The sequence below is a fragment of the Proteus hauseri genome (genome assembly GCF_004116975.1).
In the GTDB taxonomy this organism is placed as follows: domain Bacteria; phylum Pseudomonadota; class Gammaproteobacteria; order Enterobacterales; family Enterobacteriaceae; genus Proteus; species Proteus hauseri.
This window is the reverse complement of record NZ_CP026364.1, coordinates 3765782-3780096: the sequence shown is the minus strand read 5'-3', so window position 1 is coordinate 3780096 and position 14315 is coordinate 3765782. Positions and strand designations below refer to the sequence as shown.

At 37.2% G+C, this 14315-nt stretch carries 10 protein-coding genes; 7 read left to right on the top strand and 3 right to left on the bottom strand.

The genetic code is table 11. From position 1 onward, the window contains the following. Positions 1 to 2 precede the first annotated feature (2 nt). The gene (locus PH4a_RS17385; RefSeq protein ID WP_064720221.1) at positions 3 to 374 is read right to left on the bottom strand and encodes an ArsC family reductase; all 372 of its coding nucleotides are present in this window, start codon (positions 372 to 374) and stop codon (positions 3 to 5) included. A 200-nt stretch (positions 375 to 574) separates the two neighbouring features. Here PH4a_RS17385 and PH4a_RS17380 point away from each other — a divergent pair, with 200 nt between their 5' ends. Then, positions 575 to 1135, top strand: a complete 561-nt coding sequence (locus PH4a_RS17380) for a hypothetical protein (RefSeq protein WP_064720220.1) — start codon at positions 575 to 577, stop codon at positions 1133 to 1135. A 71-nt stretch (positions 1136 to 1206) separates the two neighbouring features. Here the strand turns inward: PH4a_RS17380 and PH4a_RS17375 are convergent, their stop codons facing one another. Beyond that, positions 1207 to 1830 (bottom strand): response regulator, encoded by a 624-nt coding sequence (locus tag PH4a_RS17375; RefSeq protein ID WP_129041571.1) that lies wholly within the window; start codon positions 1828 to 1830, stop codon positions 1207 to 1209. Between the two features lie 556 nt (positions 1831 to 2386). Between PH4a_RS17375 and maeB the strand changes: the two genes are divergently transcribed. From maeB to PH4a_RS17350, 5 genes are all read left to right on the top strand, one after another. Further along, positions 2387 to 4669: an NADP-dependent oxaloacetate-decarboxylating malate dehydrogenase gene (gene maeB, locus PH4a_RS17370; RefSeq protein WP_129041569.1), complete on the top strand. Its 2283-nt coding sequence runs from the start codon at positions 2387 to 2389 to the stop codon at positions 4667 to 4669. A 188-nt stretch (positions 4670 to 4857) separates the two neighbouring features. Then, entirely contained in the window at positions 4858 to 5727 is an 870-nt protein-coding gene (locus PH4a_RS17365) for a ChaN family lipoprotein (RefSeq protein ID WP_129041567.1), read from the top strand. Between the two features lie 46 nt (positions 5728 to 5773). Next, positions 5774 to 6556, top strand: a complete 783-nt coding sequence (locus PH4a_RS17360) for an energy transducer TonB family protein (RefSeq protein WP_244212913.1) — start codon at positions 5774 to 5776, stop codon at positions 6554 to 6556. Positions 6557 to 6580: 24 nt separating this feature from the next. Further along, positions 6581 to 8749, top strand: a complete 2169-nt coding sequence (locus PH4a_RS17355) for a S9 family peptidase (protein ID WP_129041563.1) — start codon at positions 6581 to 6583, stop codon at positions 8747 to 8749. 198 nt (positions 8750 to 8947) lie between these two features. Beyond that, on the top strand, positions 8948 to 11194 hold the full coding sequence (locus tag PH4a_RS17350; RefSeq protein WP_129041560.1) for a TonB-dependent receptor domain-containing protein: 2247 nt from the start codon (positions 8948 to 8950) through the stop codon (positions 11192 to 11194). 84 nt (positions 11195 to 11278) lie between these two features. On the opposite strand, the gene xseA is transcribed toward PH4a_RS17350, so the two are convergent. Further along, a complete protein-coding gene (gene xseA / locus PH4a_RS17345) occupies positions 11279 to 12661 on the bottom strand; it encodes an exodeoxyribonuclease VII large subunit (RefSeq protein ID WP_129041558.1) in 1383 nt (460 codons plus the stop codon). Between the two features lie 168 nt (positions 12662 to 12829). Here xseA and guaB point away from each other — a divergent pair, with 168 nt between their 5' ends. Further along, positions 12830 to 14296 (top strand): IMP dehydrogenase, encoded by a 1467-nt coding sequence (gene guaB / locus PH4a_RS17335; protein ID WP_129041556.1) that lies wholly within the window; start codon positions 12830 to 12832, stop codon positions 14294 to 14296. Positions 14297 to 14315 lie beyond the last annotated feature (19 nt).

Below are 14315 nucleotides of genomic sequence, written 5' to 3'. Positions count from 1 at the left end.
AATTAGGCTCCTGTAAAAGTGGTGTAGTCATTGGTATTAAAACCAACAAGAAAACGGTTATCAGAGGCAACAAGGATAGGGCGTTTTATCACCGCGGGTTTATCTAACATCAAAGCAATAGCCGATGTTGTGTCAGTGATTGCATTTTTTTCATCATCAGATAATTGGCGCCAAGTTGTTCCTCTTTTATTAACAAGTGTCTGCCAATCTATATTTTCTGTAAAGCTGCGTAATAATGCTTCCGTCAAACCGTCTTTGCGGTAATCATGAAAAACGTAAGGAATATGATTTTCGTCCAGCCATTTGATTGCTTTTTTGATGGTATCGCAATTTTTTATGCCGTACATAGTATATGTCAGGTTTGTAGTGGACATGAAATTTTCCTTATATGACAATGCGTAATATCGGTAATAAATAGAATGAGTGTTATACAATTCCAAAATAACAGGTTTTGCTGTAGTGAAAAATCCTATTTACATTATAAAATATATCGGATATTAACCTGTCATAGTAGTGTAGCGAATTGTGTAACGTAGAGTAATAGAAATAAAGATTTCCGTTGGTAAAAGAAAATATGAAAAGCATTTCACTGAGTCTTATATTGCTTTTACTTTCAACTTGTAGCTGGGCAAATGAAGACGAAGACAGCAAAAAAGTTGATGAGTATAAAATAGCCCTACAGGCATTTTTCAACAGTGATTATTTATTGTGTTTAGGTGAAGGAAAATGGCCCGTTTACAGCAATGAAGATGATGCCCCTTGGGTATTAGAAAGAATGCATGCATTGATGGAAGCCGGTTTAATAGAACAAACATCTAATGGTGAAGAATGGGTATTTAACCTAAGTGAAAAAGGGCGTAAAGCTTGGCAGCCTTACCAAGATTTTTGCTATGGGCACCTTTTTATTAGTCAAATTAAAGAAATAGAGCCAATAGATTCAGGGAAAAGTACAATTTATTTTTATTATGGAGTGAAGGGTATACCATCTTGGGCAAATAATTCAGAAATCCAATCCGCATTTAGTGAGCTGGACATTGTGATCAATGGTATTAACCGAGAGCTTTATCAATTAAAAATTGAAAAGCTACCTGATGAGCACTTTAAAGTAATAAGTTATCCCGTTCCAATTGAATAGGTAGTGAGTTGGTGTTTAATTTATACATCACTATTACAAATCTACCCCGGTTTTAAGCCGGGGTAGATTTATTAATGTTGATGCTTAATTAAAATAAGGCTTGCAGCTAAACGTGATGTTACCTGTAGCTTCTTTAATATATTGCGAATATGCACTTTGACAGTTTCTTCAGAAATAAATAAATTTTCAGCAATTTGTTTATTTTTCATACCACCAGAAACTTCATGAAGTACATCTAATTCTCTTTTTGTTAATGCTGATAGTGGGTCAGAATAGTTTTGTCGTAATTGAATATATTGCCAAACACGTTCACTATAAACGGGATGCCCAACCACCGCCTTACGTAAACTTAATAGCAGCATATCAATTTCACACTCTTTTAAAAGATAACCGTTTGCGCCAGCATCCAAAGCAGCATAAACATCACTGCGAGCATCTGAAACAGATAAAACCAAAACATATGATGTTAAACCTGCTCGGCGTAAAGTTCGGATAATATCAATACCAGAACGACCCTGAAGATTTAAGTCCATCATAATAAGGTCTGGATTTAACTGTTGCGCGGTAGTTATTGCTTCTTTTGCGTTGCCACTTTCGCTTACTACAACAAATTCCTTGTCTTTTTCTAACAATAGCCGTAATCCATATCTCATGACAGGGTGATCATCCACTATCATAATTGAGTAGCTAGGCATAACCCCTCTCCCTAAAAAAATAAAAATGTGCGTAATCTTTCCAAAAGTAGAAAATAAATAAAACAAATTCCAAATGAGGAATAAAAAATAGAATCAGACATCTTATTAAAACAATAAGAAAATAAAATTGACGGTTGGCAATATTACACCAATTATTGTTACGGGTAAAAAAGAAAATAACCAAAACGACTAACAAAAGTCCTAATGCTATGAATCTGAAGTAAATACAATGAGTTAAGATAATGTTTTTCTATTTTAAAATTAATAAACAAGTGAAAATAGTTATTGGTTTATAAAACAATATAAAAAAAATAATTATTTGAATTGTTAATTTAGTAACTGATAAATAATAAACAAACATTGTCTTTTTTCTGTTCGAGTTTATTACAGAGATGAAATTAAACTGAGTTAATAATATACCTATAACGAGGTATTAGATATTTATAATAAATCTTGTCTACTAATTTGAAAAAAGTGTCGATTTCGTCATGATTTAACGCATTATTACCATTATACTAACGAAGCCCTTACTCTGTTGATACAAAAGGATATGAAAATGGAAGACACATTAAAACAAAGCGCATTAGATTTTCATGAATTTCCAACTCCCGGTAAAATTACTGTTACTCCCACAAAACCACTGATAACACAACGTGATTTAGCATTAGCTTATTCGCCTGGTGTAGCAGCACCTTGTTTGGAAATTGCCGCAGATCCTTTAGCCGCTTATCGTTATACCGCTAAGGGGAATCTTGTCGGTGTTATCTCAAATGGTACTGCGGTACTTGGTTTAGGTAACATCGGTGCATTAGCCGGTAAACCCGTAATGGAAGGTAAGGGTGTTTTATTTAAGAAATTTTCTGGCGTTGATGTTTTTGATATTGAAGTCAATGAAACAGATCCTGATAAATTAATTGATATTGTTGCATCATTAGAACCAACGTTTGGTGGTATCAACTTAGAAGATATTAAAGCGCCAGAATGTTTCTATATTGAACAAAAACTGCGCGAAAGAATGAAGATCCCAGTCTTTCATGATGACCAACATGGTACCGCAATTATCTCTACTGCTGCGATCCTCAATGGGTTACGTATTGTTCGTAAAGAAATTGATAAAGTTAGGCTGGTTGTTTCAGGTGCGGGTGCGGCTTCTATTGCATGTATGAACTTATTAGTTGCCTTAGGATTAAAGCGCGAAAATATCGTAGTTTGTGACTCTAAAGGGGTTATTTACCGCGGTCGCGAAGTAAATATGGCAGAAACTAAAGCGGCTTACGCAATAGAAGATAATGGCAGCCGTACATTGGATGATGTTATCAACAACGCAGATATCTTCTTGGGTTGTTCAGGGCCTGGTGTCTTGACACAAGAAATGGTTAAGAAAATGGCACGCGACCCTCTTATTCTCGCGCTGGCAAACCCCGAACCTGAGATACTGCCACCATTAGCAAAAGCAGTTCGTTCTGACGCTATTATTTGTACAGGACGTTCTGATTATCCAAATCAGGTTAATAACGTACTTTGTTTCCCATTTATTTTCCGAGGTGCATTAGATGTAGGGGCAACGGCAATTAATGAAGAAATGAAGCTGGCTTGTGTGCATGCAATAGCTGAATTGGCACTAGCTGAGCAAAATGAAGAAGTGGCCTCTGCTTATGGTGATCAAGAGCTATCATTTGGTCCTGAATATATAATTCCAAAACCATTTGATCCTCGCTTAATCGTAAAAATAGCACCCGCTGTGGCAAAAGCAGCAATGGACTCAGGTGTTGCAACACGACCAATTAAAGATTTTGCAGCTTATATTGAACATCTCAACGAGTTTGTTTATAAAACCAACTTATTTATGAAGCCAATTTTTTCTCAAGCCAAAAAAGAGAAAAAACGCATTGTTCTTGCAGAAGGTGAAGAAAATCGCGTATTACATGCTACACAAGAGTTAGTGACATTAGGGTTAGCAACGCCAATTTTGATTGGTCGCCCTAGTGTGATTGAAATGCGGATCCAAAAATTAGGATTACACATTCAAGCAGGCAAAGACTTTGAAGTAGTGAATAACGAAAACGATCCACGTTTTAAAGAATACTGGCAAGAATATCATCAAATAATGAAGCGTCGTGGTGTTTCACAAGAACAAGCTCGTCGCGCAATGATTGGTAATCCAACGCTTATCGGTGCCATTATGGTGCGCAGAGGTGAAGCTGATGGTCTTATTTGCGGTACGGTTGGTAGTTATGCGGAACACTTTGAAGTATATAAAAATGTGTTTGGTTTACGCGAAGGAATGGAAACAGCAGGGGCAATGAATGCACTGTTATTACCAAGCGGAAACACCTTTATTACTGACACATACGTGAATGAAGATCCGACAGCAGAGCAATTAGCCGATATTACTATTATGGCAGCGGATACCATTCGTCGTTTTGGTATTGAACCAAAAGCTGCGTTAGTTTCGCGTTCAAGTTTTGGTTCTTTTGATAGCCCATCATCGATAAAACTAAGAAAAGCATTAGAAATAATTAAGCAACGTGCACCTGAATTAGAGATTGATGGTGAAATGCATGCAGATGCGGCACTCGTTGAATCTATTCGCCGCGATATTATGCCAGACAGCACATTAAAAGGTTCTGCTAATTTATTGGTGATGCCAACAATGGAAGCAGCACGTATTAGTTATAACTTATTACGTGTAACTAGTTCTAATGGCGTAACAGTCGGTCCTGTCTTGATGGGAGTGGCAAAACCTGCACATATTCTTACGCCAATAGCATCAGTTCGCCGTATCGTTAATATGGTTGCATTAGCCGTGGTTGAAGCTCAAGCGCAATCTCAGGCCTAAGGTTAATGATAAATTAATCAAACTAATTTAATTAAAGTTAGAAAAGCGCCTTGATCTTAGGCGCTTTATTTTTACACATAAAAAAATACTAAATACAAATTAATATGAGAATGATATTGATAATCATTAGTAATGATATTACCCTATTTGCTTTCTTTAATAAGTAAATATAACTAGCAAGGGTTATCATGCTTTTCTCAATAGCTAAAAAAATTCTACCATTAGTGGTGCTAATTGCTTTGCCTGCTTGTAGTTCACTAGAGAAACAAGCTAAACCAATTGTAAATACTGAAATTATTCATTCAGCTCAAATCATTAATACGCATAATGGAAAATCGATTACGGCAGAAGAGTTATTGATTGAATTAGCAAATCAATCACGCGTTATTATTGGGGAAAAGCACGATAATATTTATCATCACGATATTGAGTATTGGTTAATGACACAATTAACGCAAATACGCCCACAAGGTGCGGTATTGCTAGAAATGTTAACACCAAATCAACAATATTTAGTCGATAACGTCAAAAAGCGTTATTCAGGTTCTGAATATTTACGTGATGAACGTTTAATGGCTGCATTGAAATGGAATACAGGTTGGCCTTGGAAATGGTATGGAAATATTGTTAAGGAAGGACTAAGTGCCAACTATCCACTACTTGCCGCGAATATTGATCGAGAAGATATATCTAAAGCTTATAAAAATCCGCCTGTAATTGATGGAGTGTATTCAACAGCCCCACAAGTTCGCCAGTTAATTCAAGAAACTATTCAAACTTCACACGGCAATACGCTTGATAAAATAAACTATGAAAAAATGATGCTTATCCAACAGCTGCGAGACCGCACAATGGCTGAGCGTTTATTAGCCGCACCAACGCCGGCGCTATTAATAGCAGGATCTTTTCATGCAACAAAAGTGATGGGTGTGCCTTTACATATTGCTGATTTAGCACCGGATGAAAAAATCACAGTTGTAATAATGGCTGAAGAAGGTAGCGATATTACCTCAGTACATGCTGATTATCTTTGGATAACACCTGTCGCTTTACCTTAATTTTCTCGATATCGCCATTATGATTATATCTTCTTACGTAGACCAAATGCCAAGATTGAAGCCCTTTAACTATAAAGCGTTGGTTCTGGCCATTAGTGTTCATGCGGTTTTAGTTATTGCTTGTTTTCACTTCTATCAAGATAAAACAACGATAATACAAGAACCTGAATTAGCTGTTATGATGACACTTAGTGAAAATATTCAAGCACTTAGTGAAGAAAAACAAGTAATTGGTATTGATCAACAATTGGCTGTTGCTAGTCAAAAGAAAGTTGAGCAAGAGATGGCTGAGAAACAACCCGATATCGTAATTAATGAGAATGCCGATATTGTTATTGAAAAACCTAAAAAAATAATGCGTGTTGAACAAACGGCTACAGTAAAAACAACAACTTCCCCCACTAAGCCTTCACCAATAATTAGTGAGAATGTTTCTAGCCAATCAGCGCCTTCAAGTAGTCGTTCTGTTGCTAAACAGCAATCTGATACTGTTTCTGCAAACTATGATAGCGATTCAGATAAAAAAGCAGATGCACTAGCGCTATGGCAAGCTAAAACTAAAGGGCACTTAAACCGTTATAAAGCTTATCCTGAAGAGGCGAAAAGCAAAGGACGGATGGGAATACCGAAAGTGCGATTTGTCGTAGATCAGCAAGGATATGTGATATCAAGTGAACTTATTAATAGCAGTGGTGTTCGTTCTTTAGACAGAGAAGCGCAAAGAGTACTCAAACGGGCTCAGCCCCTTCCTATTCCCCCTGAAGAGTTATTGTTTAAGGGAGAAATTACAGTTGAAATGTCGATTGAGTTTTCTACATTGGCGCTATAACCAAGGATTGAAAAGGAAATAAGAATGTTATCAGTGACAAGAAAAACGGTGACGATGAGATTAACAGGTGCCATGATGGCGCTGTTAATAACAGCAACACCTGCAATGGCTCAAACTCAGAAGGACGCTATAACGATGCCACCAAAAGCAAATAAAATACCTCATGTTATGACTGAACATGGGGATACGCGTACAGATAATTATTATTGGTTAAGAGATGATGCACGCAAAGATCCACAAGTTTTGGATTATTTAAACGCGGAAAATGCCTATACCGAATCAGTAATGAAAGAGGGGAAAGCCCTTGAAGAAACACTTTTTACTGAAATGGTAAGTCGCATGGCTCAAAACGATGAATCTGTACCATATGATTATAATGGGTATACATATCGTACTATTTATCAAGAAGGAAAAGACTTTCCGATTTATCAACGCAAACCTATTGGTGACAAAGATAATTGGGAAGTACTAATTGATGGGAATGAGCGTGCTAAAGGCCATGAGTTTTACCAGCTTGGTGATTTAACTATTAGCCCAGATAACAAGCGCATTGCTATAGCTGAAGATAAAGAAGGTCGAAGAAATTATACCGTTGCTTATAAAAATGTTGCTGATAAAGAATGGAAAGAGAATGTATTAACTGATATCTCAGCAAACCTAGTATGGGCAAATGATAGCAATACTCTATTTTATGTTGACAAAGATCCTCAGACATTATTGCCATATCAAATCTATCGCCATCAATATGGCTCAGAGCGTGAAAAAGATGTAAAAATCTTTGAAGAGAATGATGATCGCTTTTATACATGGATGGGCAAAAGTAAGTCAAAAGATTATATCTTAGTTTCTATCGAAAGCTCTACCACATCTGAATATCGTTTAATCGATGCTAATTCACCAGAAAAACCGATGGTGATATTTTCCGTGCGTCAAGAAGGGCGTGAATACGATATTGATCACTTTAAAGGCGAATTCTATATTCGCTCAAATCATGAAAGTGAATTATTTGGTTTATATAAAACAGCAGCAATTGATAAACCTTGGCAAACCGTAATTGCACCTCAAAAAGATGTTGATCTGGAAGGTTTTGACTTATTTAACCGCTGGCTAGTGCTTGAAGAACGTCAACAAGGCTTAGTATCGTTGCGTCAAATAGATTGGCAAACGGGTGAATCAACAAAAGTAACCTTTGATGACCCGGTTTATATGGCATGGTTAGGCTTTAATCCACAAGCAGATAGTGAAGAATTGCGCTTTGGATACACATCAATGACAACACCCACTTCCACTTATCAATGGAATATGCAAACGCATCAAAAACAGTTACTCAAACAGCAAGAAGTCAAAGGTTTTGAACGTGATTTATATGAAAGCCAGCGTATTTGGGTAAAAGCGCATGATGGTGTAGAAGTACCAATTTCATTGGTTTATCGGAAAGATCTCTTTATCAATGCTAAAAATCCTATCTTAATTTATGGTTATGGTTCTTATGGTAGCAGTATTGATCCTTCATTTAGTTCACCACGCTTAAGCTTATTAGACAGAGGCTTTGTATATGCGATAGTACACGTACGCGGAGGTGGAGAATTAGGTAAACGCTGGTATAACCAAGGTAAAATGGAGCATAAAGTTAATAGCTTTACTGACTTTATTGATGCAACTAAATACTTAGTTCAAAAAGGCTATGGTGCTTCTAATCATGTTTATGCTATGGGTGGAAGTGCAGGGGGGTTATTAATGGGCGCTGTTGTTAATATGGCGCCAGAATTATACCGTGGTGTTGTTGCCCAGGTGCCTTTTGTTGATGTCGTGACGACTATGCTTGATGCTTCTATTCCACTAACAACGGGTGAATATGAAGAATGGGGTAATCCAGCAGATAAAGATGTTTATTTCCGCTTAAAATCCTACAGCCCATACGATAATGTTGTGGCTCAAGATTACCCTCATTTATTAGTAACGACAGGATTACATGATTCACAAGTTCAATATTTCGAGCCTGCTAAATGGGTTGCTAAATTACGTGAATTAAAAACAGATAATAATTTATTATTGCTGGACACAGATATGCGTGCAGGTCATGGTGGTAAGTCAGGTCGATTTAATCGCTTACGTGATACAGCCAAAGAATATGCATTTATTCTGATGCTTGAGAAACCCGAAGTATATTTTAAAGCGCAAAATATAAACTAATTGATTAAATAATTACATTATAAACTGTCTCTCATTTTAAGAGAGACAGTTTTTTGTCGATTTTTTAGAATAATAATAACTATAGATATAATAACAATAATACTATTAATAAATAATACCTTATAAAAAAGGTTATTCTAATATTATATTAAAGCAGCGTGAGCCTATTATTTAAATAAAATAAAGAATGGGTTCGTTATGAGATCTACAAGGAAAATAATTAGTACATTTATTCTATTTTCAGGTATTAATGGCATCGTTATTGCCGCTGAAGAAAATAAACCAGTTCAATTTGGTAGCTTAAAAGTTTCATCTGCACAACAAAAAGAGACCCCTGAACAGAAAGCACTAGCCAAACCAGGGGCTTATAGCGCTATTGGTGAAATTAATAATTTGCAATCAGTAGAACAGGCTCTGCGTTCAACGCCCGGAACTTACACTCAAATGGATGTAAGCCAGCCTGGGGTCAGTGTGAATATTCGTGGTCTTAGTGGTTTTGGTCGAGTTAATATGATGGTTGATGGTGTTACTCAAACATTATATAGCACTTCCCCAAGTCAATATTCTCATGGTGGGCAACCTTATAACCAGTTTAATAGTATGGTTGATCCTAACTTTATTGTTCAAATTGATATTTCTCGCGGACAGCAAGATGGTGAAAATAGTATTAATGCATTAGCGGGTAGCGCTAATTTTAAAACTATTGGAATAGAAGATATTTTATTTACAAATCATTTATGGGGAGTAAGAAGTAAAGTGGCTGGTGGTAGTAATGGGTTGGGATATAACGGCATGGTTGCGGTAGCGGGCAGACAATCCCTATTTAATGATGATGGTAGTATTGGCGCAATGTTAGCATTAAGTGGGCATAAAATTGAATCTTCTTATAAGAATGGTGCTGGATTTAATAGTGAAGAGTTTGCAACAAATAAAAATTTCAATCAAAGACCTCATTCAGAATTAACTAAAATTAATATAAAACCCAATGATTCTCATGAACTAGAGCTAAGCGGTCGTTTTTACCGTAATAAATTTAACCGTCGAGATATCGACAGTAAAGATTATTATGCAAAATATCGTTATACACCATTAAATGATTTATTTGATAGTGAGATTCTATTAAGCCGTAGCAATGCATCACAAAAGTTTGAAGGTGACTCTTTGATGAGTTTACGTAATGCTAATGCTGAAAATATCTCTAATTCACTGGTTGCGAAAAACACTAGTCGTTTTAATTATGGTGAATTAGATATGGCATTAACATTAGGTTCTAAATTAATGTCAACAGAATATAAGCGCTCTGTTATTGCACCTTCTACTGATCCTTGGCAAGCCAATAATATGGTGGAAAGTAACCCATTTGCTCCTCAAGGTAAAAATAATTTAACGAGTTTCTTTTCTCAAATGAAATTTGAGTATGATATTTATACTCTCGATCTTAATTTAAATTATGTTGATTACAATATAAAAGGACATAAACCGGCTTGTGCGGCACGTGATGCTTGTTTTCCTGAAGGCGCTATGGATTTAAATCGTCATGACAGAAATTGGGATCCGGGTGTATTAATCGCAGCACAAGTTATCCCTGAATTTCAGCCATTTGTTAGTTATGCGCATAGTATGAGGGCACCTAATCCACAAGAAATCTTTTTTGCTAATGAAGGTGGTGCTTCAATGAATCCATTTTTAAAAAGTGAAAAGGCAGATACATTTCAAATAGGTTTTAATAGCTATCGTCCTAATTTATTCATTGAAGGTGATAGTTTTTATTTAAAAGCACTTTGGTATCACACAAAAGTTAAAAATTATATTTCTAGTGATTCCTATTTAGTGTGTAAAGGAGGACGACGTTGTAAAGATGACGGTAGTTTAACAATTGAAGATTTTAATAATATAGAAAATGACGGCAATATTAATTTATATACTAATAGTATCGATCCTGTTGCTATGAGGGGTTATGAATTACAGCTTAATTATGATGCTGGTGTAGTTTATTCCACAATTTCCTATAGCAATGAACGTACAGCGCAACCAACCTCTCTTGCATCTGCATCTTTTGGTCAATCGCCAGCTTCTGAATTACCTAAATATTATGCCACTGTTGATGCGGGTGTCCGATTATTTGACGACCGATCACTAGAATTAGGAACAATAATTCAATTGACGGGTAAAACACGTAAAGCTTCACCAAATGGTGTAGATTATGATACGGGTAAAATTCCAATGGAAGAACAAGAAAATATACCAACAGTCATTGATCTATATGGTAATTATCGCGTAAATAAAAATATTTCATTGAAATTTTCAGTACAAAATGTAATGAATAAAAACTATTCTAATCCATTAGATAGAAGTAATTCAGCGCCAGATATGAGTGAACAAGGAAGTGAAAAACAAACAGCGAGAGGCAGAAGTTATCTCTTTGGTGGGGAAATTCGTTTTTAATATTTCACCATCATATTCTTAATAACAAGTTACTAAAAAACGGCATCATTAAGGTGCCGTTTTTTTATTCTAGATATTTATGTGTCATTCATCTGTTTTGCTAATTGTTTTCCGTTTTGCTCTGATTTTTTGTGTTTTTACTACTTCACTCGTTATCCAGCCATCCTCAACACGGGTTTTTAGCGCATCACCCGCTTTAACTTGCTTGGTGTTTTTCAGCACTTCTCCAGACTCTGTTTCACTAATACTGTAACCACGAGAAAGTGTTGCGAGAGGACTCACACTTTCTAAACGAGAACAACTGATTGCAAACTGTTCTCGTTGACGCGATAACTGTTGTGAAATACTTTCTCGCATACGGTAAATCAACTGTTGTTGCTGACGGAGTAATGCTTGAATTTGAGGTCTAGGCTCTTGGTAATTAAGTTGTTTTTGTAATTGAATTTGTTGATGTTGTTTGGATTGTAAAATTCGCTGAAAACTATTTACTAAACGCTGTTGTGTTGATGCCAGCAAGTTTTGCTGACGAGCAAGACGTAAATGTGGATGTTGCTGTTGTAAACGATGATGTATTTGCGTCATTGTGCGCAATTTTTTCGCTAAATAATAATCCATTGCCATTTCGAGGCGCTGTTGCTGAGATTGCAATTGACGTAATAACTCAAGTTTATTACGACTAATTAATTCAGCGGCAGCAGAGGGCGTTGGTGCTCTTAAATCAGCAACAAAATCAGCAATAGTGACATCAGTTTCATGACCGACAGCACTTACGATAGGAATTTTACTGGCAAAAATAGCACGAGCAACACGTTCATCATTAAAAGCCCAAAGATCTTCTAATGAGCCACCACCACGACCAACAATGAGTACATCACACTCTTTGCGACGATTGGCTAATTCGATAGCATGAACTATCTGCATTGGCGCTTCGGCACCTTGCACGGCTGTTGGATAAATAAGTACAGGCAGAGAAGGATCGCGACGACGAAGAATATGCAAAATATCGTGCAATGCAGCACCTGTTGATGAAGTAATAACACCAATCTGTTTTGCTGGTGTTGGGAGTGGTTTTTTATGCAGAGCATCAAATAAACCTTCAGCGCTAAGTTTTTGTTTTAATAACTCAAATTGCTGTTGCAATAAGCCATCGCCAGCGGGTTGCATACTTTCTACAATAAGTTGGTAATCGCCTCTAGGCTCATACAAGGTAATTGTGGCCCGAACTAAAACCTGTTGACCATGCTGAGGCCGAAACGTCACTTTGCTATTTTGCCCACGAAACATCGCTGCTCTAATTTGAGCTTGGTTATCTTTTAACGTGAAGTACCAATGCCCTGAAGCAGGTTGAGTAAAATTGGAAATCTCCGCACTTATCCAAATGCGTCCCATTTCCATTTCTAAAAGCTGACGAACGGTCTTATTTAGACGGCTGACAGTAAAAATATTGTTATTTACAGGTAGTGTCATGTGAGCCAGATCAAATTTTAAAACAATGACTTAATTAATCGATACTACCGAAGTTAGCAATAGGATCAATATAAATTTTGAAAAAAAGCTAGAAGCAACCGATTTCGGTGTGTATAATGCCGCGGCAATATTTTCTATTTCCTAAATGCCGCCTGGTGAGATATTGCTATGTTACGAATTAAAAAAGAAGCACTTACATTTGATGATGTTTTGTTAGTTCCTGCACACTCAACTGTCCTTCCTAATACTGCCGATTTGTCTACTCAACTGACAGAAACTATCCGCTTAAATGTGCCTATGCTCTCCGCTGCAATGGATACTGTTACTGAAGCATCTTTAGCGATAGCTTTAGCACAAGAGGGGGGTATCGGATTTATCCACAAAAATATGTCTATCGAGCGTCAAGCTGAAGAAGTGCGTCGTGTGAAAAAACATGAAAGTGGTGTTGTTACCGATCCTATCACTGTAACACCTGAAACTTCATTACGTGAAGTATATGAGATGACACAACGTAATGGCTTTGCAGGTTATCCAGTTGTAACTGAACAAAATGAGCTTGTCGGTATTATTACTGGCCGTGATGTTCGCTTTGTTACTGATTTAGATCAGCCTGTGACCGCAGTCATGACGCCAAAAGAGCGCTTAGTCACAGTAAAAGAAGGTGAAGCACGCGATGTTGTTATGCAAAAGATGCATGAGAAACGTGTTGAGAAAGCGTTAGTTGTCGATGACAGCTTCCATCTTCGTGGCATGATCACGGCTAAAGATTTCAAAAAAGCAGAACGTAAACCTAACGCTTGTAAAGATGAGCACGGACGTTTGCGTGTGGGTGCAGCCGTTGGTGCTGGTGCTGGTAATGAAGAGCGTGTTGCTGCGTTAGTCGCAGCTGGTGTTGATGTATTACTTATCGACTCATCTCATGGTCATTCAGAGGGTGTATTGCAACGTATTCGTGATACACGCGCCTTATATCCTAATTTACCTATTATTGGCGGTAACGTTGCAACTGCGCAAGGGGCTTTAGCATTAGCAGACGCTGGCGTGAGCGCAGTGAAAGTAGGTATTGGCCCAGGTTCAATTTGTACTACACGTATAGTAACTGGTGTGGGTGTACCACAAATTACGGCTATCGCAGATGCGGTTGAAGCATTGAAAGATCGTAATATTCCCGTTATTGCCGACGGCGGCATTCGCTTCTCTGGTGACATCGCTAAAGCATTAGCAGCAGGTGCCGCTTGTGTTATGGTGGGGTCAATGTTTGCTGGTACAGAAGAATCTCCGGGTGAAATTGAGCTATTCCAAGGCCGTTCATACAAATCTTATCGTGGTATGGGGTCTTTAGGCGCAATGTCGAAAGGTTCATCAGACCGTTATTTCCAAACCGATAATGCAGCAGATAAACTGGTTCCTGAAGGTATTGAAGGCCGAGTTGCTTATAAAGGGTTGGTAAAAAATATTGTTCACCAGCAAATGGGTGGCTTACGTTCATGCATGGGTTTAACTGGTTGTGCAACAATTAAAGAGCTGAATACTAAAGCTGAATTTGTTCGCATCAGTGGTGCGGGCATTCAGGAAAGCCATGTTCACGATGTAACTATCACAAAAGAATCACCTAATTATCGCTTAGGTATGTAATTTATTTCGAGAAAGGTTT